The sequence below is a fragment of the Flexilinea flocculi genome, from assembly GCF_001192795.1.
In the GTDB taxonomy this organism is placed as follows: Bacteria; Chloroflexota; Anaerolineae; order Anaerolineales; family Anaerolineaceae; genus Flexilinea; species Flexilinea flocculi.
Window position 1 is genome coordinate 515,822 of sequence record NZ_DF968180.1, and the last position, 20,003, is coordinate 535,824.

General features: G+C 40.0%; 16 protein-coding genes. 8 read left to right on the top strand and 8 right to left on the bottom strand.

Going from position 1 to position 20,003, the window contains the following annotated elements; genetic code table 11:
• Nucleotides 1-352: 352 nt before the first annotated feature.
• From ATC1_RS04365 to ATC1_RS04385, 6 genes are read left to right on the top strand one after another with little or no spacing between them, the layout of a single operon-like run.
• A complete protein-coding gene (locus tag ATC1_RS04365) occupies nucleotides 353-742 on the top strand; it encodes a nuclear transport factor 2 family protein (protein ID WP_062278727.1) in 390 nt (129 codons plus the stop codon).
• Nucleotides 721-867, top strand: coding sequence for a hypothetical protein (locus ATC1_RS14800; RefSeq protein WP_154664736.1), 147 nt, complete (start codon nucleotides 721-723; stop codon nucleotides 865-867). Before ATC1_RS04365 ends, ATC1_RS14800 begins: the two co-directional genes overlap by 22 nt.
• On the top strand, nucleotides 868-2,283 hold the full coding sequence (locus ATC1_RS04370) for an MBOAT family O-acyltransferase (protein WP_062278728.1): 1,416 nt from the start codon (nucleotides 868-870) through the stop codon (nucleotides 2,281-2,283).
• A 9-nt stretch (nucleotides 2,284-2,292) separates the two neighbouring features.
• Entirely contained in the window at nucleotides 2,293-3,396 is a 1,104-nt protein-coding gene (locus ATC1_RS04375) for a hypothetical protein (protein WP_062278729.1), read from the top strand.
• A gap of 10 nt (nucleotides 3,397-3,406) precedes the next feature.
• Nucleotides 3,407-4,276: an SGNH/GDSL hydrolase family protein gene (locus ATC1_RS04380; RefSeq protein ID WP_152024221.1), complete on the top strand. Its 870-nt coding sequence runs from the start codon at nucleotides 3,407-3,409 to the stop codon at nucleotides 4,274-4,276.
• A 9-nt stretch (nucleotides 4,277-4,285) separates the two neighbouring features.
• Nucleotides 4,286-4,540 (top strand): phosphopantetheine-binding protein, encoded by a 255-nt coding sequence (locus ATC1_RS04385; protein WP_062278733.1) that lies wholly within the window; start codon nucleotides 4,286-4,288, stop codon nucleotides 4,538-4,540.
• A 13-nt stretch (nucleotides 4,541-4,553) separates the two neighbouring features.
• Here the strand turns inward: ATC1_RS04385 and ATC1_RS04390 are convergent, their stop codons facing one another.
• The 3 genes from ATC1_RS04390 to dnaG are packed head-to-tail and all read right to left on the bottom strand — an operon-like array spanning nucleotide 4,554 to nucleotide 8,565.
• Entirely contained in the window at nucleotides 4,554-5,057 is a 504-nt protein-coding gene (locus ATC1_RS04390; RefSeq protein ID WP_062278735.1) for an NUDIX domain-containing protein, read from the bottom strand.
• Nucleotides 5,058-6,602: an RNA polymerase sigma factor RpoD/SigA gene (locus tag ATC1_RS04395; protein ID WP_062278737.1), complete on the bottom strand. Its 1,545-nt coding sequence runs from the start codon at nucleotides 6,600-6,602 to the stop codon at nucleotides 5,058-5,060. It abuts the gene before it with no gap.
• Nucleotides 6,586-8,565, bottom strand: a complete 1,980-nt coding sequence (gene dnaG, locus ATC1_RS04400) for a DNA primase (RefSeq protein WP_062278739.1) — start codon at nucleotides 8,563-8,565, stop codon at nucleotides 6,586-6,588. Before dnaG ends, ATC1_RS04395 begins: the two co-directional genes overlap by 17 nt.
• Before the next feature lie 514 nt (nucleotides 8,566-9,079).
• Between dnaG and ATC1_RS04405 the strand changes: the two genes are divergently transcribed.
• Nucleotides 9,080-10,471 carry a glycosyltransferase family 39 protein gene (locus ATC1_RS04405; RefSeq protein WP_062278741.1) on the top strand — a complete coding sequence of 464 codons (1,392 nt, stop codon included), beginning with the start codon at nucleotides 9,080-9,082 and terminating at the stop codon, nucleotides 10,469-10,471.
• Nucleotides 10,472-10,574: 103 nt separating this feature from the next.
• Here ATC1_RS04405 and ATC1_RS04410 read toward each other — a convergent pair whose 3' ends face one another.
• The 4 genes from ATC1_RS04410 to efp form a co-directional block, all read right to left on the bottom strand.
• On the bottom strand, nucleotides 10,575-12,230 hold the full coding sequence (locus tag ATC1_RS04410) for a dynamin family protein (protein ID WP_172667711.1): 1,656 nt from the start codon (nucleotides 12,228-12,230) through the stop codon (nucleotides 10,575-10,577).
• A gap of 132 nt (nucleotides 12,231-12,362) precedes the next feature.
• Nucleotides 12,363-13,271, bottom strand: coding sequence for a M28 family peptidase (locus ATC1_RS04415; protein ID WP_172667712.1), 909 nt, complete (start codon nucleotides 13,269-13,271; stop codon nucleotides 12,363-12,365).
• 435 nt (nucleotides 13,272-13,706) lie between these two features.
• Nucleotides 13,707-15,578 carry an ATP-dependent zinc metalloprotease FtsH gene (gene ftsH, locus ATC1_RS04420; RefSeq protein WP_062278747.1) on the bottom strand — a complete coding sequence of 624 codons (1,872 nt, stop codon included), beginning with the start codon at nucleotides 15,576-15,578 and terminating at the stop codon, nucleotides 13,707-13,709.
• A 201-nt stretch (nucleotides 15,579-15,779) separates the two neighbouring features.
• Entirely contained in the window at nucleotides 15,780-16,337 is a 558-nt protein-coding gene (gene efp / locus ATC1_RS04425; RefSeq protein WP_062278749.1) for an elongation factor P, read from the bottom strand.
• Between the two features lie 199 nt (nucleotides 16,338-16,536).
• Between efp and ATC1_RS04430 the strand changes: the two genes are divergently transcribed.
• Nucleotides 16,537-17,715: an integrase catalytic domain-containing protein gene (locus ATC1_RS04430; RefSeq protein WP_062278751.1), complete on the top strand. Its 1,179-nt coding sequence runs from the start codon at nucleotides 16,537-16,539 to the stop codon at nucleotides 17,713-17,715.
• A gap of 458 nt (nucleotides 17,716-18,173) precedes the next feature.
• Here the strand turns inward: ATC1_RS04430 and ATC1_RS04435 are convergent, their stop codons facing one another.
• Complete coding sequence (locus ATC1_RS04435) at nucleotides 18,174-19,928, bottom strand: hypothetical protein (protein ID WP_062278753.1); 1,755 nt, start codon at nucleotides 19,926-19,928, stop codon at nucleotides 18,174-18,176.
• Nucleotides 19,929-20,003: the final 75 nt, after the last annotated feature.

Here is a 20,003-nt window from a genome sequence, read left to right on the forward strand (position 1 = left end):
ATCAACTTGCTATTCGAATCAATTGGGAAAAACTTGTTGTCATTTAGTTTAAAAGCGAAGCGTAAAAAAATTGCATTAACAAAGAATCTTCCCCCTATTTCGATTTGTAGGCGAATAATTTGAAGTAATCTGTTTTATAATGGGAAACAATAATTCGACATTTCGGTTGATTTTTCGAGAAGCGCCAAATTCTCTTTCTTAATTCGAAAAATCAATCCACATTTTGAACAGCAGATGAAAGAAATTACACATCCGATCATGAAAATTGAATTCTATTTTATAGGAATTGCTGAATAAGCTTCCATTTTTCGAATCTTTAGGCATTTATAATTACTCTGGAGTAAACAAAGATATGAAGCAACTTCGAATCGTAATACTTTTCTGTTTGGTAATACTCATTTGCAGCGCCTGTAACGCATCCTCAAAGGAATCCGGAGCTGCCAAAGTTGTAGAGTCGTTTTATCATGCGATCGTCAATCAGGAGAGAGATCAAGTGGGCACAATTGCTTGTGCAGCATGGGAAAAAACCGCATTGCGTGAAATTGATGCATTTATGGGGGTAAAAGCTGAACTTTCTAATGTCACTTGTTCTGTAAAAGAAACCAACGGCGATACGGCTTCTGTAATTTGTACCGGAAAAATTGCGGCTTCATATGGCAATGAAATTACTGATTTCCCATTGGATGGAAGAATTCACACTGTTGTCAAAGAACAAGGCGAATGGCGTCTTTGCGGGTATTAATAAACCGGATGAAATCTCTTTTTTCACGTGAAAACTTGGCTGCATTGCTGCTGGCATTGTTAATCATTGGATTAATCATCTTTACGGTAGATGAGGCACCGCAATGGATTTATCAGGGGTTCTAAATGCTGCTTTCCGACATTCTGATCTTAGCTATTGGCTTGATACTTTTGCGTGTACTGCCGCGAAAAATGCAGCGCAAATTATTTTTGTTTTTTACTGTTCTTTTTATATTTAAACTCCAACCGGCTGTTCCGATTCGGAATTTTGATTTCTGGTTCCCATTTCTTTCCCTATCTGTAACTATCCTTTGCTGGCAACTATGCTCCCGAAGCAAACAAAAAGGAGATTTTACAGATCTTTTGGTCATTCTTGGTGCGATAGCAAGTGTCGAATTAACACGATTGTTGGATATTTCGAATTTCTTAACAAAAACCAGACCGCCGCAGATCCAGTTATTTCTTATCGGTCTCCTGATATTTTTACTTTTATTGTGTCTGGCAAGATTTCTGCGATTTCGAAATCAGAAAATCATACTTACTTCAGGAATTGTTTTCCTGATTTTTCTGTTGATTCTATTAAAAACTCCATCCTTGACACTGGATATCAGCCGCTTTCTTCGGATGATTTCCGGACAATCTGCAGAAAACGCTGCGATTTCCGATGTGCGCTGGCTTGGCATATCTTATCTTGTTTTTCGCCTTCTTGCGGTACTGATCGATACAAGAAACGGACGGAAGTTTTCAATGCCTCTCGGGGATTTTTTGATTTATGTCTGTTTCCCACCCGCACTTTCAGCCGGACCGATTGATCGCTATGACCGGTTTTCTAAAGATCTCAATGCTGTTTCCGGCGAATTGTCCGGCGATTTTATGGCAGCGTTTGAACGGATTTCTGTGGGATTATTTAAAAAATTCATACTCGCCGATTCTCTTTCCATTGTCGCTTTGTCTTCTCAGAACTCACATCTGTGGATTCATCCATTCTGGGCATGGTGCGCATTGTTCTTTTACGGACTCCAGATTTATTTCGATTTTTCAGGATATTCTGATATTGCCATCGGATTAGGTCGATTGATTGGAATTCATCTTCCTGAGAATTTTCAACATCCCTACTTAAAACCGGATATTTCTAAATTTTGGAATAACTGGCATATGACCCTGACACAATGGATTCGCTCCTATGTTTTTAATCCTATGACACGAAAGATGCGATCGAATAAAGCACATCCATTGCCGCCGTGGCTGATTATTCTTGTGACGCAAATGACAACGATGCTCATAATCGGTTTATGGCATGGCGTGACAGTGAATTTTCTGATTTGGGGAGCCTGGCATGGCTTCGGATTGTTTTTCCACCAGCAATATTACCAGATTACGAAAAACTTGATTACAGAATTGCAGGAACACAAACGCTTGCTGTATCACGCTTATACCATCCTCTCAACGACCGTCACCATTTTTTTCGTCATGGCAGGCTGGATATGGTTTGTTATTCCAAGCACCGGTGATGCCTTACAATTTTTCAGCCGATTATTTTAGAAGGTCGTTATGGAAAAAATTTTCCGTATTTTTTGGAAATCTCTGCTCTTTCTTTTGATTCTCCTGGCACTATATTCGCTGATTCAGCCAGTTCAATGGCTTGGAAAAATCAGCCTTTATAACAGGATTTATCCAGGCAGAGAAAGGCTGCCTTTTGGTGAAAATCCGCGGATTGCCTATAATTTCAGCCTGAACAACCTGGATGCGATGTTTGCTTCCCATAAGCTGCATCGTGCAGAAAAACAAGATGATGATTTTCGAATTCTGTTTATCGGTGATTCATCTTTATGGGGAACTTTGTTGAAACCGGAAGAGACCCTTGCCGGACGATTGGATCAGCAGGAAATGATGATCAACGGTAAAAAAAGGAAACTTCAAACTTTCAATCTTGCGTATCCGACATTGGCTTTATCTAAAGATTTGTTAATTCTTAATCGTGGTTTGCAGTATCAACCTGATCTGATTGTCTGGTCATTGACGATGGAATCCTTCCCCTATGACAAACAACTGTCAACTCCATTGGTTAACAATAATCTGCCTGAATTTCTCTATGTGGCGCAGAAAAGCAATCTGTCAGCTCCCTGGCTTCCATCAACTACCTCACAGTCTTTTTATTCCAGGACATTGTTAGGGCAGCGGCATGACCTGGCAGATCTGATCCGTCTGCAGCTTTACGGATTTATGTGGGCAGCGACAGGAATTGATCAGGATTACCCATCCGATTATCCAAAACCAAAGACGGATCTTGATGCGGACTCAACGTTTCATGGTGTCGAAGGTCCTTATCCTGACGAGAAGATGGCATGGGATCTTTTGACTGCAGCCCACCATCTGGCAGGGCAGATACCAATCTTAATCATGAATGAACCAATATTAATTAGTCATGGAAAAAATTCAGAAATCCGCTATAATTTCTATTATCCGCGGCAGGCATATGACGTATGGCGTGAATCTTTGTTGGAAACCTGTAGATCAAATCACTGGCCTGTCCTCGATGTGTGGAATGTTTTACCGACATCTGATTTTACAAATAGCGCCATACACTATGATGCAAATGGTGCTGAAAAATTAGCAAAGTTATTGTCAGATGCTATGGAAAGCATATTTAATTGATTTACGAATCATGAAAAAACCCAAACCCCATCATTTATACAATTCTCTTATTCTGATATGTATTTGTCTCCTTCTGTCAAGTTTTTCGTATTATCAGACTGCTGCCGATCCGAAACCATCCGATTATGGCAGGACCTGGCAAAATCTCCCGATCATTCCTGAATTATCCGATACAGCCAAACGCATTTTAGCAGATGGACTGCGTAGAGGAAACAATCCGAATGCTTTTTCCAAAGTTGGTGACTGTGATACCAGTACAGACTGGTATCTCAGCAATTACGATTTGGATGAGCGTTATTATAATCTGGGCGAATATGCAGACCAATTTCGACCGGTAATCGATTTTTTCCGAGGATCTTTTGGACGGCGCAGCCTGGCGGCAAAACCGGGTTTTTCTGCTGCCTCCGTTTTGTCAAACTATTGGACGGATTATTCGATTTGTGAAACTGGAGAGGTTCCGATCACCTGCGAATATCGAATCAATAATCCTGCTTTTGTATTAATTTCTCTTGGTACGAATGATGGGTATAATCCGCCCTCCTTTAAAGATAATCTCCGTGCGATTATTGATCTGACTATTGAACAAGGCAGGCTTCCGATCTTGATGACCAAAGCAGATAATGTCGAAAAGGATTTTTCCATCAATCAGGATATTGCAGACCTTGCTGCAGAATACGATATTCCCCTTTGGAATTTTTGGGCTGCCATACAGGAAATCCCCAATCATGGGCTGGTTGAAGATGGAATTCATCTGACGTTTTATAAAGAAGATTTTTCAGATCCCGAGTCTTTTCAATATGCCTGGACTTATCGGAATCTGACTGCAATGCAATTGCTTGATAAAGTACGAAAAATAATTAAAGACATTTCAATAAATTGAAAGGAAATAATGAACCAAACCATTGAAATTCTCACTGAAAAGATAAAAAATGAAATCATCCGGCAGCCAAAACGATCACTGCAATTTGATGAACCGTTAATCTCAAGCGGGTTAATTGATTCATTCAATCTGGTCGATTTGGCGCTGATGGTGGAAGAAATTTTCGGTGTTCATATTGATGATTATGAATTGAATTCCGATACTTTTGATACGATCGAAGATTTGGCAATGTTGATCATTGAAAGACAAGAATCCGGGGTTTGATTTAAGAAAATATTTAAGATTCTTCCGAAAAGCTATCGAAATCTAACGGTTTTAAAGGAATTCCTCCTGGAAAGTTTTCTATGAAAAATTGAATAGGTTCTTTCATAGGGGGATAAATTCTACTTTCTGGAATATTCCAGGTTGCAAAAAAACGCATTTCCCGTTTTAAATTCTTTTTTAAAACACCGCGCACCCTTTTGGGAAGATACATCGCCATGACGGCTGATATATTTGCATTATCATCAGAGACAAAGTTCAGGTTTTTACCAGAAAATAATCTTAGAAATACAGCGCTCTCCAAATAAATGCCGATTTTATTGAAAACTGAGCGCCGCAGACAGTTCATTGAACTTTCTCCGGGCAAAATTTTTCCTCCCGGAAGTCTCCAATATCTGTCGCTTTCCTCTTGAATCAGTAACAGATTCCCTTGCGGATCGGTCAGACAAAGCAAAGCTGAAAATTCGACTATCGGAAAACTGCCGATAATTCTATGAAAATTTTGATAATAATCATCCATTTATGAAAAATACTCCCGAAGAAGTCTGCTGCGCATCGGATGACGCAGTTTTCGAAGTGCTTTCGCTTCAATCTGTCGTACCCGTTCCCGTGTTATGTCAAACATCTTGCTGACTTCTTCCAGTGTCCTTTCCTCGCCATCCGTCAATCCGAATCGTAATTCGAGCACCTGACGTTCTCGTTCGGTAAGTATATCCAGTGTTTTTTGAACTTGATCCCGCAATAATTCACGAGAAGCTGCGTCCATGGGTCCCAGTGCATCTTCATCTTCAATAAAATCTCCCAATTGACCGCTTTCTTCATCACCTACTGGATGTTCCAATGAAATTGGCTCTTCTGCGGACTGAAGAAGTTTTTGAACCTTGATAATGGCAGCAGAAACCCTTTTTTGCAATTCAGGATCTCGGGGCAGATTATTCTCTTGAAGCTTCGCAAGTTCCCGGACATCATTTGCATCGATGAACTGCGCTTCTATTGCCAATTCTTCCAAAAGCGGATTTCTGCCTAATTTTTGCACCATATTTCGCTGGATTTTCAACAATTTTGACACGGAATCAAACATATGCGCCGGAATCCGTATTAATCTCGCTTGTTCAGCAATATAGCGGCTGATAGCCTGGCGGATCCACCAGGTCGAATATGTGCTGAATTTGAAACCGCGGCGTGGATCGAATTTATTGACAGCTCTTAAAAGGCCTATATTACCTTCTTGAATAAGATCCAAAAACGAGATTCCCCGTCCCATATAATGTTTTGCAATACTTACGACTAACCGCAGATTTGCTCTGATTAGCACCTGGTTGGCAACTTCAGCCTGAATCTGAACTCTATTGATCTGCGCTGCAAGGTCAATTTCACTTGGAATTAAAGAAATCAGATCTTTTGAGGAGGAAAGCTTATTTTTTTTTGTTTTTATCATTTCAACCAGGGAATCCTGCATCATTTCAGGCAGCAGATAAAAATCCAAAAAGGCAGCATATAATGGCCTTACAACGGCGCCCCATTTCTGATCTGATCCCCAGACACCGTTGTCCAGATACGCCCGTAAATAGGATGGAGTATCAATTTTCCAGGTTCTGCACAGTTGTTGCGCTTCTTTAATCAATTTTGGAAAATCCGGTTCTTTCTGATTTGAACCATATATTTTTATCTGTTCTCTGTATTCTTTCCAGTTTTTTATCAAATCTTTGCAGATACACTCGAATAATTTTTTAAAATAAACATTTTCTGGAATTTCTTTCAGTGAGTTTTCATGCTTATCCAGGCAACGATCCGCTTCAATACAGGTTGCCAAGCGGAATTCACTATCTGTGTCCAGCAGATCAATCAATCCGATTTCCTTCAAATATAGGCGAACCGGATCCTCATAACTGGCTTGTCCTTCGCTGGTTTCCTCGTCAGAAAAACCGGACAGGATTTCCTCTTCATCTTTTTCGTTGAAATCAAAGGGCAAAATATCCTCTGAATCGAAATCTTGTGCGATTGATTTCTCATCAGTTAAAAAATCATCATAATCAGAATTTTCTTTTTTATTCTTTTTTGCCATATTCCCCCTGTCTATATTTTGGATTCAGACTATCCAATAACTTTTCCAAACAACTTCGCTCTCTTTTCAATTGATCTAAAATTATTTGGTATTCCGATAACTCATTTTCAGGTTTTCCGCTGTCAAGGCAAAGTGTTTGGATTTCAATGATGTTAAACACACATTTTTCGTTTCGTAAAAAAGCGATGGAACGCGCAATATCTTTATCCAATTCGGCGAGATTTACTCCACCGTGAAAATTGGGATGTTCAATAACAGCAAATGTATCTTTAACTGTTTCAGGAATATGTTCCCGTATATATTTTTGAGTACTTAATTCTTCATCCTGATTGATGCCATAAAAATAACAGGAAACAATTTCGCGCAAGTCAGTCTGTTCAAAATCTTCCTTTTGGAGCGGTTTCAAGTGATATTCACGAAAAATTCGATCAATCTTGGCAAAAGAACCCGGAGAATCATAAAAATGGTAAAGGTATTGCATAATTGTAATTTCTTTATTATAAAAACCTGCTTTTGGATCAAAAATCAGTTCAGATTTCGTACCAAGTTTGGGTTTATCGGGAAAAACAGCTTTTGTTTTTTCTGCCTTATTTTTTGCGTAGCTTGCTCGTGAATATCTCAGCAGGCTTTCATCAATCTTTAAGAATCGGGCAAGTTGCTGGCGATATGTCTCTCTCTCAATAGCGTCAGGAACTTCAAAAATCAAGGGTAAAATCTGGTCAGCGATGTCACTTTTGACTTTTCCATCATTGAGATTTTTCCCCTCGCCAAGAGATTCCATCATGTAGATCACGATAGGCTTGGCATCATTCAGAATCTGATCCCACTCATCGGGATTGCGTAGAACGATTTCATCCGGATCCATACCTGCAGGAAGCCTTGTGATGCGAATATCGGTATTCAGTTTGTTCTCATGCCGAATTAGATCCTTGCTTTCGGCGAGGATATCTTCTTCGGTCCCTTTTAAAGATGTCCGCATCAATTCAATCCCTTTCAGGGTTGCCTGATCTCCTGCTGCATCTGCATCCAGGGCAAGGATAATCTGGCGTGATTGACGGGCAATTTGTTTAATTTGGAATTCGCCAAGCGCTGTTCCCATCGGAGATATTGTGTTGGTAAAACCTGCCTGGTGGAGGAGAATCACGTCTAAATAGCCTTCAACAATGACCGCCTGATTTTTTTCTCGTATTGATCTTTTTGCGCGATCCAAACCAAACAGTGTCTTTCCTTTATCAAACAGGACTGTTTGCGGAGAATTTAAAAATTTTGGAGAATCATTCGGATTTAAGATACGTGCTCCAAAACCGATTGGATTGCCCTGCGAATCATTGATCGGTATCATGATCCTGTTTCGAAAACGATCATAGATCCGGCCGCCCTGGATGACATCACCTTTTTCATCGCGTTGTTCGCTGACCAATCCGACCTGAATTAAATCATCCCGGTTATATCCTTTTGACAACATATTTTGGATCATACTGTCCCAGGACTCCAGCGCGTAACCCAGTTGAAAAGATTCTATAGTCTCAGCAGTTAAACCGCGGTTCTTCAGATAATCAATTGCTGGTTTTCCCGCCGGGTGGTGCAGCAGGTTATTCTGGAAGAAAGAAACAGCATCTTCCATCAGCTGAGTCAAGTGTTTCTGTGATTCTTTTTTCGTTTTATCTTCAGGTACCGTTGATTCAAGCTGAATTCCGGCACGTTTGGCTAAATACTGCAATGCCTGTTGAAAGTCAAGATTGTCCCGTTTCATGATATAGCTGAATATGTCACCGCCTTCTGCACACTGACCGAAACATCTCCATGTTCCTGAATCTGGGAAAACAACAAATGCGGGAGTGTGTGTATTGCTGTGAAACGGGCAGAAGCCGATAAAGTTTTTACCGGTTCTTCGCAGTTTTACTGTTTCAGAGACAATATCGACGATATCGATATTGTTTTTAATTTCATCAATAGCGGTCAATAGAATACCTGCAGTCTGTTCATAATGATTTGAAAACGAATTTTGAATTCGATGGTTTTAAATTTGCAAAAATGAAAACGATTTCTCTCACTGTATTCAAAAAATCAGTCCAATTCTCGCATCGCTTACATTTTCAGGAATAACTGACAATCCAGGAATTCGTAATAATGATTTTCTATTCGAATCAATCGAGAAAATTTGTTGTTGTGATGTTGTTGTGTTTCGCACAACAACATCACAACAACAAAGAATCCTAACCATATTGCGAATTGTTGCTGGCAATCAGGATATAATCCTTTCTTGAAGTATTTTATCCTTAATTTTTATAACGATGGTTTGCTGAATCAGTAATCAGTAATTCGAAATTTCGGAAACTCTTTTGAAAAAAGTCAGAAAATTTGTTATTCATTCGTTTTTGTGCTCTGCAAAAAAACAATACAATAACAAAAAACTCTCTACATTTCGAATTGCTGTATTTGAATAAACTGCAGCAACATGTTTATGAGTTAATTGAATGAAAGTTATTTTTTGCTCGCGCCGAAATGATTGTTATCTGATTTTAACGGTACTATTATCAATTCTAATCCGTTTTATGTTTTTTGTTATCTTTCTTCGTGCAGGATTTTCAGATGATTTTTCACTGCATCATTATCCCGATTCGGTGACGTATGCAATCCCTGCCGATTCAATTCTGAACCAGGGGAAATTTCTCAATCAACAGCAGCAGCCGGAAATTTTCAGAACACCGGGATACCCCCTCTTTCTGGCGTTCTGCAAATTAATATCTGCTAAGAATTGGATTTGGGCAGCCATCATCTTACAGCTGTTGCTGAATACGGTTTCGGTGGTTGTTCTCTATGAAATCATTTGGGCACTTAGCCGCAATTCGAAAGCTTCCTTTTTTGGAAGCTTGATCGCTGCGTTCAATCTGCATGATGTCTATTTTTGCTTTTTCATTTTGTCTGATTCGATTGCTCAATCAATCCTTATCATTGCTGTCTTTTTCCTGATTCGTTTTTTTCAGAAGCAACAAACAGTGTATCTGCTATTAGCAGCGGCATTGCTTTCAACAGGAACGTTCATACGTCCAGCCGGATTGTATCTTCCGTTACTTCTTGCGTTTCTCATATTTTTTTATTATGTACAGCAAAAAATGAGCGTAAAAGCGCTGGCTATTGCAATTCTCTTTCTTTCCATAGGGTTTATTCCTGAATTTCTATGGCAGCTTCGAAATGAACAGGCAGCTGGATATTCAGGCTTTTCAGCCATTCAGGAAGAAAATTTATATTCATATCATGCAGCCGGCATTTTTGCAGAAAAAAATGGAACTTCATTCTATCAGGAGCAGGAAAACCTGAAAAATGATCCGAAGGTTCAAGAATTGACACGGACAATGTCTTTACAGGAAGCACAGCGGAAGATTGCTTTTGAAGTAATTTCTGAGAACTTGCCAACATACCTGTATTTGAATCTGAAAGGAGCCGGTTATATATTGTTTTATCCCGGACTTTTTGATATTGCTCAAATCTATCCATCATTCCGAAATTATATTGCCAATATGAAATCCGAATTTTTATCCGATTTCAGTCAGGCAGAACAAATTCGTAATTTTCTTTCAAACCCATTCAGCATCTTGACGTTATTAAATGGTTTTCTTTTAGTGACTATTCTTGTGTTTACTTTTTGGGGAATTCAACGTTCCTTTTCTTCAGGAATTCCCCTACAGATCAATCTGATGCTGCTTTGTTTCATGATCTATTTTCTATTGATTCACGCCGGACCCAACGGGTTTGGAACGTATCCGCGCTTCCGTCTGTCAATTTCGATGCTGCAGACGATATATGTTGGACTGTTTTTTGCGAAGATGAATAAAAAAGATGGAAAAACGGAAGCAATTGCAGTGTAGAAAATTTGTTGGTTGTAACAACATTTTTTCCCAATTCAAGCGAATAACAAGTCGATATTACGAATTGCTGGATACTTGATCGTATTCCCTGATTTTTTATCGGTTATAAATCTTTATCAATTTCTGATATCTGGTTCATGATGGCTGTAATCTGCTGGATTTGCGCTTGAACTCGATTCATGGCGCTTTGAATAAAACGTTGGAATGGTTGGATCGCTTGATTCAAATGATCCACCTGGGAATCGATCTCCAGTCTAAATTCTTTGGTTAATGAATCTGTCAGACGTAATTTGATCTCTGTCATCTGATTTTCAAATTCTTTTTGCGATTTTTTTCGATAATAGGGCAAAACCAGAAAACCGGCAATTCCAATCCAGAATGCGGCAACGATACTTAAAATGTCTGCCGCTACGGTCGTAGCGATTATCGTTAAAGCAGCGCCAACTCCAATTGCTGAAACTTCAATTGCCAATGCAGTGGTGACAGCAGTTTGGATATGTTTCATTCCGATGTTGGCTGCCATATCATGTTCCATCTTTTCCAACATTTCATCAATGGAAGCCTGCATTTTTTGAAGAAGCGATGACCTCTCTATTTGCTCTCGCGTTGATATTTCTGTGCCCGGGAATTGCGTCTTGCGTGTTTCAATCTGTTTTCGAAATGATTGTGTCATTTGCTGTTGTTGTGTGTAAATCATTTCTACGATATCAGTTGTTTTTCGTTCAATCTCTGTCGGTAGATTTTTGAGTACCTGTTCTTGAAAGGCAATTTGATTTTTTTCTTTCTTCATGATATTGGGAATATTTTTTGCGCGAAAAAGATTTTCGAAGTAAATAGCTCCCTGTTTTTCGATTTCAAAAAAGATAGAATCAATTTCCTTAATCGATCGATCAATTTCATTTTGCATATCTTTTTGATAAATCTGAACCTGACTTTGTATTGAGTTGGCGAGTTCCTGGTCTTCCTGATAAAACATAAGTTCACCCGTCAATAGATTCAGACATTGCTTTGCCAGGCGTTCGCCGATCCGCAGCGATGAATCCATTTTCAATTGGAATCGGACTGACTCATCTAATTTTTCCTGGATGTATTTTTCCAGAAGGCTGAATCCGCTTTGATTCCATAAACCTTCAGAGGCTTCTTTTCGGGCTTGTTTGGCAATTTTCGAACTGACGGCAAAAACAGGCACATCGCATTTTAATTGTTTATCTGCATTCTCTTTGACGAAATTAATCACACGTTCAATTTCTTGCTGTGTCTGTATCAAATCGATTTTATTGAGCACGATGATGATTTTCTTGCCCCATTCTTTGATATTCAGTAAAAATTTGTTTTCACTTTCCGAATAGGGACGATCTGCGGATGAAAGGAAAATGACTAAATCCGCTTTGGGGAGAAACCAATTGGTCAGGATTTCATGCTCTGCGATGATTGTATTCGTGCCCGGTGTATCCACAAAACTGATTGAATCCAATAAAGGAGAAGGCATTTGGATGGATACGCCCCAATCTTCAATTAATGAAACCTGCGTATTCTCTCCATATCGGATAAGCTGGATATTCGCTGTCGTTGGAGTAACTCCTTCTTCCAACAATTCTGTATTCAACAGTACATTGACAAAAGATGATTTGCCTGCGTTGAATTCACCGACGACGACAATGAGGAATTTATCTTCAAGCGCTTTTAGTGTCTCTTTAATCGGATGAATCTGATCGGTTGAAATATTTATCTGAGATGCGGCTGATAATAATTCAGTCAAAGAGTTTCTTACGGAATTGAAAATCCGTTTCTGCTTTTCAGAATAATTCATTGACATTTTTTGTTTTCTCTCTTTCGGATGTCCCTGTCCTTATTCACAGGATCATTCGCTGCAGGAGCTTGTATTCAATCATTATTGCTTAGTAAGCCAGCTATAAAGAACATTTCCGACAATTGCTAAACTTTTTTCGGAGATCTGACTGATATCATCGGATATCGTGTGCCAGGCATCATATTGAAAATCAATTAAATCTACAGCAGGAATGCCGATGTTGATAAATGGAATGTGATCATCCTGGATACTATATTTCTCTTCATTCTTAAGAATATTTCCGTATCCTTCCTCTTCAGCGATTTTCCAAATTTCATCTGTTAAGGACGTCGTCGAATTGCTTTCCCGGAAAATTTGCAGATCTTGATCGCCAATCATATCTACGACAACAACCGCATCTGGTTTCTTTTCTTCCTTTTCAAAATGTTGCGCCAACAGTGTTGAACCGATACACCAGTGATCCCATCCCTGAATTCTTCCCTGGTCTTCTGCATCAAAGAGCACAATCCATATTCTCTTATTTAAATCTTCGGGCAATGCAGAAGCCAATGCGAGCAAGACCGAAACGCCGGATGCTCCGTCATTTGCTCCTAACACGGGTTCGGATTGATTTTTTATTTCCGGATCCGAATCGGCTAATAAACGCGTATCATAATGGGCGCCTAATAAAATCCAGGGAAGATCCTCTTTATCATCATTCCGTGAAGCAATGATATTTGTGATTGGATGATCCCGATATGTGCCTTTCTGAAAGCTGACAGTCCATCCCATTTTGGAAAATTCGTCTGTTGACCAGGCAATGAAGTCGTCATGGCCTTTACTGCCGGGGGTTCTGGGACCAAAAGATAATTGTTTTTCAAGATATGAATATGCCTCCTGTTCGTCAAACAGTGCATTGGTTACTTGAGGGAAAAAGGCTACTACTGTTATGATGATTAAAAGCGAACTTAAAAAGATCCATCTTGTTTTTCGATGATTATTGTTCTTCATTCCATTAAATCCAGTCATTCTCTCGTAATAAACATAAATAATTTACAGGGGCACAGCTTTACCAGTGTTTTTGGAAAGGATTGCTCCAATGTGTTTTTTATCTCTATATGGTTCGGAATTATACATTAGGCAGACAATTATTACGAAAATTGTGAATTATTGATCGGTAATTGGCAATACGAAAAATGAAAAAAAATCCCCGATTTTCTCCAGAATTTTTTTGATCAAATTCATATTTGTGACGAATTTTATCATTGCAAGCCCGATAGTGGCGGAGCAATCTCCTGTAACTTGAGAAAAAATTGCTTCATCGGGCTTATGCCCTTCTCGCAATGACAGATTGTTGTGAGAGTCTCTTAATGGCGGAGCAATCTCCTGTCGTAAGAAAATGAAAACCGCCTGTGTTAATTCAGGCGGTTTTTGTTTTTTTGTTACTTAATTTTTGACAGGTTCAGATAAGTAATTGGGTGTGGAGGATCTTTTTCCGTTTGGAGGCGGGAAAAGGGCTTCGAATTCTTCTCTGGATAGTGTTTCCACTTCGATCAGTTTCTGGGCAATCAGATCCAGCTTGTCGCGATATTCATTGAGAATGGATTTTGCTTTCGCATAGGATTCATCCACAATTCTTCTTACCTCTGCATCAATTTTCTCGGCAATTGATTCTGAGTAATCGCGTTGTTCAGAAATTTCTCGACCCAGGAAGATCATTTCTTCTTTCTTGCCATACACGATCGTTCCCATTGCTTCGCTCATGCCGAGACGCGTAACCATGCTTCGTGCCAATCCGGTGACACGTTCGATGTCATTGGATGCGCCTGAAGTAATATCGTCAAACATCAGTTCTTCTGCCGCACGACCGCCTAACAGACTGATCATCTCTGCTATAATCTGATTCTTGGATAGCAGAACACGATCTTCTGTAGGTAGGTGCATTGTGTATCCGCCTGCAGATCCTCTGCCGATGATCGTAACTTTATGAACGGGATCGCATTCAGGGATGACGTTCATGATCATGGCATGTCCAGCTTCATGATAGGCAATGATCATTTTCTCTTTATCAGAAAGGATCCTGCTTTTCTTTTGCGGTCCGGCTACTACTTTTTCAACCGCTTCTTCCAAATCAGCTTTACTGATGCTGTTTTTATTCTTCCGAGCTGCTAAAATGGCTGCTTCATTCATCAGATTTTCCAAATCAGCGCCCACAAAACCTGATGTAGCACGTGCTAACGTAGTCAGATCTACATCCGGATCTAACGGTTTCCCTTTCGAATGAACCTTCAGGATTGCTTCCCGACCACCGACATCCGGCCGATCCAGGACAACCTGACGATCGAAACGTCCCGGACGGAGCAACGCGGGATCCAAAATATCCGGACGGTTTGTAGCCGCAATAATAATAATATTCGTATCGGTTTCAAACCCGTCCATTTCAACCAGCATCTGGTTTAATGTTTGTTCTCTTTCATCATGGCTTCCACCTAAACCGGCACCTCGCTGACGCCCAACGGCATCGATTTCGTCGATGAAGATGATGCAGGGGCTGTTTTTCTTAGCCTGTTCAAAGAGGTCTCTGACTCGGCTGGCGCCGACACCCACAAACATTTCTACAAATTCAGAACCGCTGATCGAAAAGAATGGCACGCCCGCCTCGCCTGAAACGGCTTTTGCCAGCAAGGTTTTTCCGGTTCCTGGTGAGCCTACCAACAAGACGCCTTTCGGAATCCTTGCTCCCAGACTGGTAAACTTCTGAGGCTCTTTTAAGAATTCGACAACCTCGCGTAATTCTTCTTTGGATTCATCCACACCTGCGACATCCGCAAATGTTACTGTCGGGTGGTCTCCTTCAAACATTTTTGCCCTTGATTTTCCGAAACTCAGCGCAGAATTGTTGGTGCCCTGGGTTTGCCGGAAAATAAAATACATCGCTCCGACAAGAAAAATAACTGGAAGCAAATAGCTTAGTATCGAGAAAATGCCCAACCAACTGGATTCCTCTTTGATTGTTAATTCGATATTATTTGAAGAAAGATTTTCAGGGGTGACTCCTAAAAGCGAAAGTTGCTCCAGAATGGTTGCATTTCCTTCAATAACCGATTTGGCTGTTCTGCGGTCTTTAAACAGGACTAAAACACTCGTACCGTCGGATTCAATTTTTGCGACAGTTCCTTCCTTGATTTGATCCGCTAATTGATTGATTGAAATATTATCGCTGGAAGCTCTATCTCCTGTGAATGAGTATAAAAGGAGTGAAATAATACCCACTAATAAGAGTAAATAAACAAAATTTGTTTGTCCTCGTTGTTTCACGTAATAATCCCTCCGTATTTAATTGAATTATACCAATGGATTCATTTGATCATGTGTATTGCAGGATTATTAATAAATTTCTTTCATTTTTCATTATCTTAGTGAATAGGATAATTCTGTAGTGAGGAATCCTGATAATAAAAAAAACAGCGGAAACTCGTTTCCGCTGTTTATCAGATCTTTGTAAGATGCGTTTGAGTCTCAGACTCTCGTCAGATATTCACCGGTGCTCGTGTTGATACGGATGATATCGCCCTCAGATATAAAGTTGGGAACCATTACTTTTGCTCCGGTTTCCACGGTCACCTGTTTGGTGACACCTGTCGCCGTATCGCCGCGGACAGCGATATCAGCCTGGATAACTTTCAGATCGACGCTGATCGGCAGTTCGACATCAATGATTTCACTTTGATAGAAAGTCAGTTTAACTTCGGTCCCTTCTTTCAAAAAAGGTGCCGATTCTTTCATAATTTCAGCATGAACAGCAGGCTGTTCATAGGTCTCGGTGTTCATGAAATAGAAGAAATCTCCATCGCCGTACAGGAATTGTACATTTTGGAAATCCAGACGCACATCCTGAACACGGTTGCCAGAATTAAAAGTGCGCTCAAAAGTTGCTCCAGTCCGCAGATTTCTGGCTTTAATCCGGATACTGGCATTACCGCGTCCTGATTTGTTATGTTCGTAGTCTAATACTTTCAACAGGTTACCGTCTAATTCGAAGGTAACACCTTTTCTTAATTCGTTTACATCAATCATAAATAACTCTCATTCCCTTAAATTTTCTATTTACTAATCAGAATCATGCCGAAAATTCATTTTAAACGAAGATATTATAACAAAAAATTTTGAAAAGCAAACAATATGCGCATAGACGACGTGAATCATAATTAATGTTACCCAAGAAGTATCGGAGAATCAAAATAAATTGTTACCATAAGCTGCGGAGGAAAGGCTGATGGGTAACAAAATGAGTAAGAAGAGCAGGCTGGAATTAGCAACACAAATACAATCCCGATATCTAAAAGCGAACAATGGGGTAAAAGGAAAAATTCTCGATGAATTTGTCGAGAGCACTGGTTACCACAGGAAGACGGCGATACGTTTATTGCATTCAGATCTTCGGCCAAAGACATTCAAAAAGAGACCTGGGCGGAAAAAGAAGTATCCTCGAGAGATAATCAAAAAGTTGGAACGGTTGTACGAGATCAGCAATTATATCTGCGGACAGCGATTACAGCCATACATTTCCGAGCTGATAGATATACTGGAGCGATGCAATGAAATGTACTTCACATCTGAGGAAAAACGTCTGCTAACCGAGATGAGTTCGGCAACGATCAATCGAAATCTGAGGGAATACAAGAAAAACCATCAAGGAAAAGGCAAAACCATGACGAAGCCCGGCGGATTACTCAAGAAACAGATTGCGATCCGAACGGGGATGGACTGGGATGATAATCGCCCTGGATTTCTGGAGATAGACCTTGTTGCTCATTGCGGGCAATCAGCAGCAGGAGCTTTCTTTTACACGTTGACAGCTACCGATGTATGCACCGGTTGGACAGATAACTTCATTCTCCGGAACAAATCAAAGGAAGCCGTTGTGGAAGTGATGACTTTGCTTGAATCCCTTTTACCTTATCCCATCCTTGGTATTGATTCTGATAATGGCTCCGAGTTCATCAACCATCTCCTTTTTGATTATTGCAATAATCAGGAAAGAAAGATAATCTTCACCCGATCAAGGCCTTACAGGAAGAACGATCAAGCTCATGTTGAACAAAAGAACTGGGCCGTAGTCAGACGTTTGCTTGGATACAACCGCTTCTATACTCCAGACCATTTTTCACTCATTCAGCGAATTTATCAACTGAACCATGTGTTCAATAATTTCTTCCAACCTGTACGTAAGACCATTGCCAGACCAGATAAAGATGCCGGTGTCTTTTCTCCTAAATACGAATCTGCTAAAACACCTTACCGTCGTATCCTCCTTCAATCTGGTGTCTTATCCATTCCTAAAAAGGCCTCTCTTGTAAACCTGTATATTGCATCAAATCCCGTCAAGATCCTTGCAGAAATCAATGATCTGCTCCGTATTCTTGCCGAAACTTCTTCTTATCAAACAAAGTAACGATAAAAATTGGCTGCTTGGGTTTTTTCGCTTTAGGCCAATCCCTATCGTTTATGGTAAAATGCCCCTGCACTTCCAGGGAGTAGAGCTCTGCTGGGGAGCAACTCGAGCACTGGATGTGCCCAATTTACTATCGTAGAGATGCCTACGCATCTCTACATTTTTCGTGGTCGTTGGGTAACATTTTTATTTGATTCTTCGATCCCCTCAAAGTAACATTTTCTTTTGATACACACCGTAGATATCAGTGATTCGAAATTTGTAAGGTATGCTTTATTATTCATTATTTGTTTGAAATGTAAAAAATTTTGAATAATAAATCTTCTCACGCTATTGGAAAACCAGTCCATCTTTCAAGTTATTTCATTTTCCGACAAGGATTGATAAATGATACTCATCCAAAATATAGACTTTCTATTCGAATTGCTGGTTAAAATACTGTTCTGTTGAAATTTTGACTATGCCTTGGATGTCAATGTCATCATGGCTATGCCAATCGGACCGATATCCAGCGTGACATGATCCATTGGTTTGTAGTTTCTCATTGGAATTTCTTTACAAAAAACTGCTTCCGGATTATCACCCGTATTGACTGAAAATCTGTTTTTTGCTCGCAACACTTTCGCTTCAGTGGGATGCATATCAGGAAAATTCATAAAATTGACTCGAACCAACGCTCTTTTTCTCGGGTGTCGATTCAGAATAATTACAGTGAGTTTTTTGCCATCTTCCGAGCGGGAAAAAAGCCCATCCAGATATGGAATCGTATGTTCTTCTGCAATTCCTGGAATTCCAGCCCAACGAAAAGAAGGAATTTCTTTGCCGGGAATTGTCTTTGTTTTGAGAATCAAATTTTGGAGTGAGCGATTCATGCTGAAAAGGACATAGGGAACTGTCTTCCAATGCTTCCCTTGATCCGATTCAATCATACCCATTGGTCCAAACAGGAATCCGGTTTCTACAATTCCGAGACGGCTGGAAAGCTTTCGGATGATATTATTGACGCTCTGAAAATAGAAAGCATCCTGTTTTTCGTAACTGCTATCATAAAAACTTTTTTGTAAAGCGGGCTGTTTGAAATAACTCCACGGACTGATGGCAATACGTACGGTTTTGTGAAGATCCACAGTTCCCAGTTGATTCGAAATGCGTTTGATCCATGCTTCAAACTCCTGTGAAAGACCGCAGACTTGGTCAAAACTGATATTATCTTCGGCCCCATCCCAGCCTTTTGGTCCGGGAAAAATATTTGATACGCCGATTTGATCCATCCATTCATTACACGACTCGAACAGCTTTTCGTTCCATTGCCTGCCATCGGAAAACATAGGATCTGAACCGGGTAAAATCAACGTGGAATCCGGATCAATTGATTTGATGCGTTCTGCAGTTTCACGCAGCAGATTGATTTTCTCTGTGGATGTCTGCGAATCGAATCCGGTACAGGAAATTTCCCAGATTCGTTGGGGAATCCACCATGGTTTGGAAGAAATGGCTTCTTGGACTTCCTGGATCGTTCCAGACAAATTAAGGGATTCTTTCTGTGCAAGCGGCATGATGATATGCGGTGATGCCTCGATCTCAGAACAGATTCGCAGAAAATTCAGAAAAGCTGTCTTGTGTAACGGATCTTCATTGGCAGGATTCCAGCGATAACGCAATGTTTTCGGATGAAGATCTTTGATGATTGGAATTACCCATTCATGAATTTTTCCGGTTTCAAGATCCATCCATTGGGAGATCGTTTTTGCCGATTCATCGATTTGAAATGCGTACCCAAATTGAAAGTCCTGCTGCTGACCGCAAATGTCCATGGCATCGGCGATAAAGTCAGCGCTGAAATTTTTCTTCCAGAGATCAGACAGCTTTCTCATATGGCTGGTTTTCGGAATTTCCTGAACGATTGATTGATTCTGAATAACCAGTCTGCCGGCTTCTTCTGTTTCGATTTCCACTTTTATATCATCATCGGGAGAAATTTTCTCCAAGGTGCGGATCCTTATCGTTTGATGCAGCTCCCATTTCAATGAATTTTGATTTAAATCCAGGATATCTATGCCTTCTCGTTGCAGAAAAGATTTCATTAACTTTCCATTCGAACGGACACATTGAGCGTATATCGTCAGTTGGAAAAGGAAATTTTGAATCTGAATTTCATTGAAATTTTCCACAGAAATTTCAAATGAATTCATTGAACGAGTTGTATTCTTCATGCTTTTTTCCTATTCAGTGTAGTTGCGTCGATGATGGCTTTAGTTTTCTCAAAAAGTCTCTTTGCATTCAGTAAT

Bases quoted from the DNA above. Each gene is read 5' to 3' on its own strand.
- ATC1_RS04365 (WP_062278727.1), top strand. From the start codon at position 353: ATGAAGCAACTTCGAATCGTAATACTTTTCTGTTTGGTAATACTCATT.
- ATC1_RS14800 (WP_154664736.1), top strand. From the start codon at position 721: ATGGCGTCTTTGCGGGTATTAATAAACCGGATGAAATCTCTTTTTTCA.
- ATC1_RS04370 (WP_062278728.1), top strand. From the start codon at position 868: ATGCTGCTTTCCGACATTCTGATCTTAGCTATTGGCTTGATACTTTTG.
- ATC1_RS04375 (WP_062278729.1), top strand. From the start codon at position 2,293: ATGGAAAAAATTTTCCGTATTTTTTGGAAATCTCTGCTCTTTCTTTTG.
- ATC1_RS04380 (WP_152024221.1), top strand. From the start codon at position 3,407: ATGAAAAAACCCAAACCCCATCATTTATACAATTCTCTTATTCTGATA.
- ATC1_RS04385 (WP_062278733.1), top strand. From the start codon at position 4,286: ATGAACCAAACCATTGAAATTCTCACTGAAAAGATAAAAAATGAAATC.
- ATC1_RS04390 (WP_062278735.1), bottom strand. From the start codon at position 5,057: ATGGATGATTATTATCAAAATTTTCATAGAATTATCGGCAGTTTTCCG.
- ATC1_RS04395 (WP_062278737.1), bottom strand. From the start codon at position 6,602: ATGGCAAAAAAGAATAAAAAAGAAAATTCTGATTATGATGATTTTTTA.
- ATC1_RS04405 (WP_062278741.1), top strand. From the start codon at position 9,080: ATGAAAGTTATTTTTTGCTCGCGCCGAAATGATTGTTATCTGATTTTA.
- ATC1_RS04415 (WP_172667712.1), bottom strand. From the start codon at position 13,271: ATGAAGAACAATAATCATCGAAAAACAAGATGGATCTTTTTAAGTTCG.
- efp (WP_062278749.1), bottom strand. From the start codon at position 16,337: ATGATTGATGTAAACGAATTAAGAAAAGGTGTTACCTTCGAATTAGAC.
- ATC1_RS04430 (WP_062278751.1), top strand. From the start codon at position 16,537: ATGGGTAACAAAATGAGTAAGAAGAGCAGGCTGGAATTAGCAACACAA.
- ATC1_RS04435 (WP_062278753.1), bottom strand. From the start codon at position 19,928: ATGAAGAATACAACTCGTTCAATGAATTCATTTGAAATTTCTGTGGAA.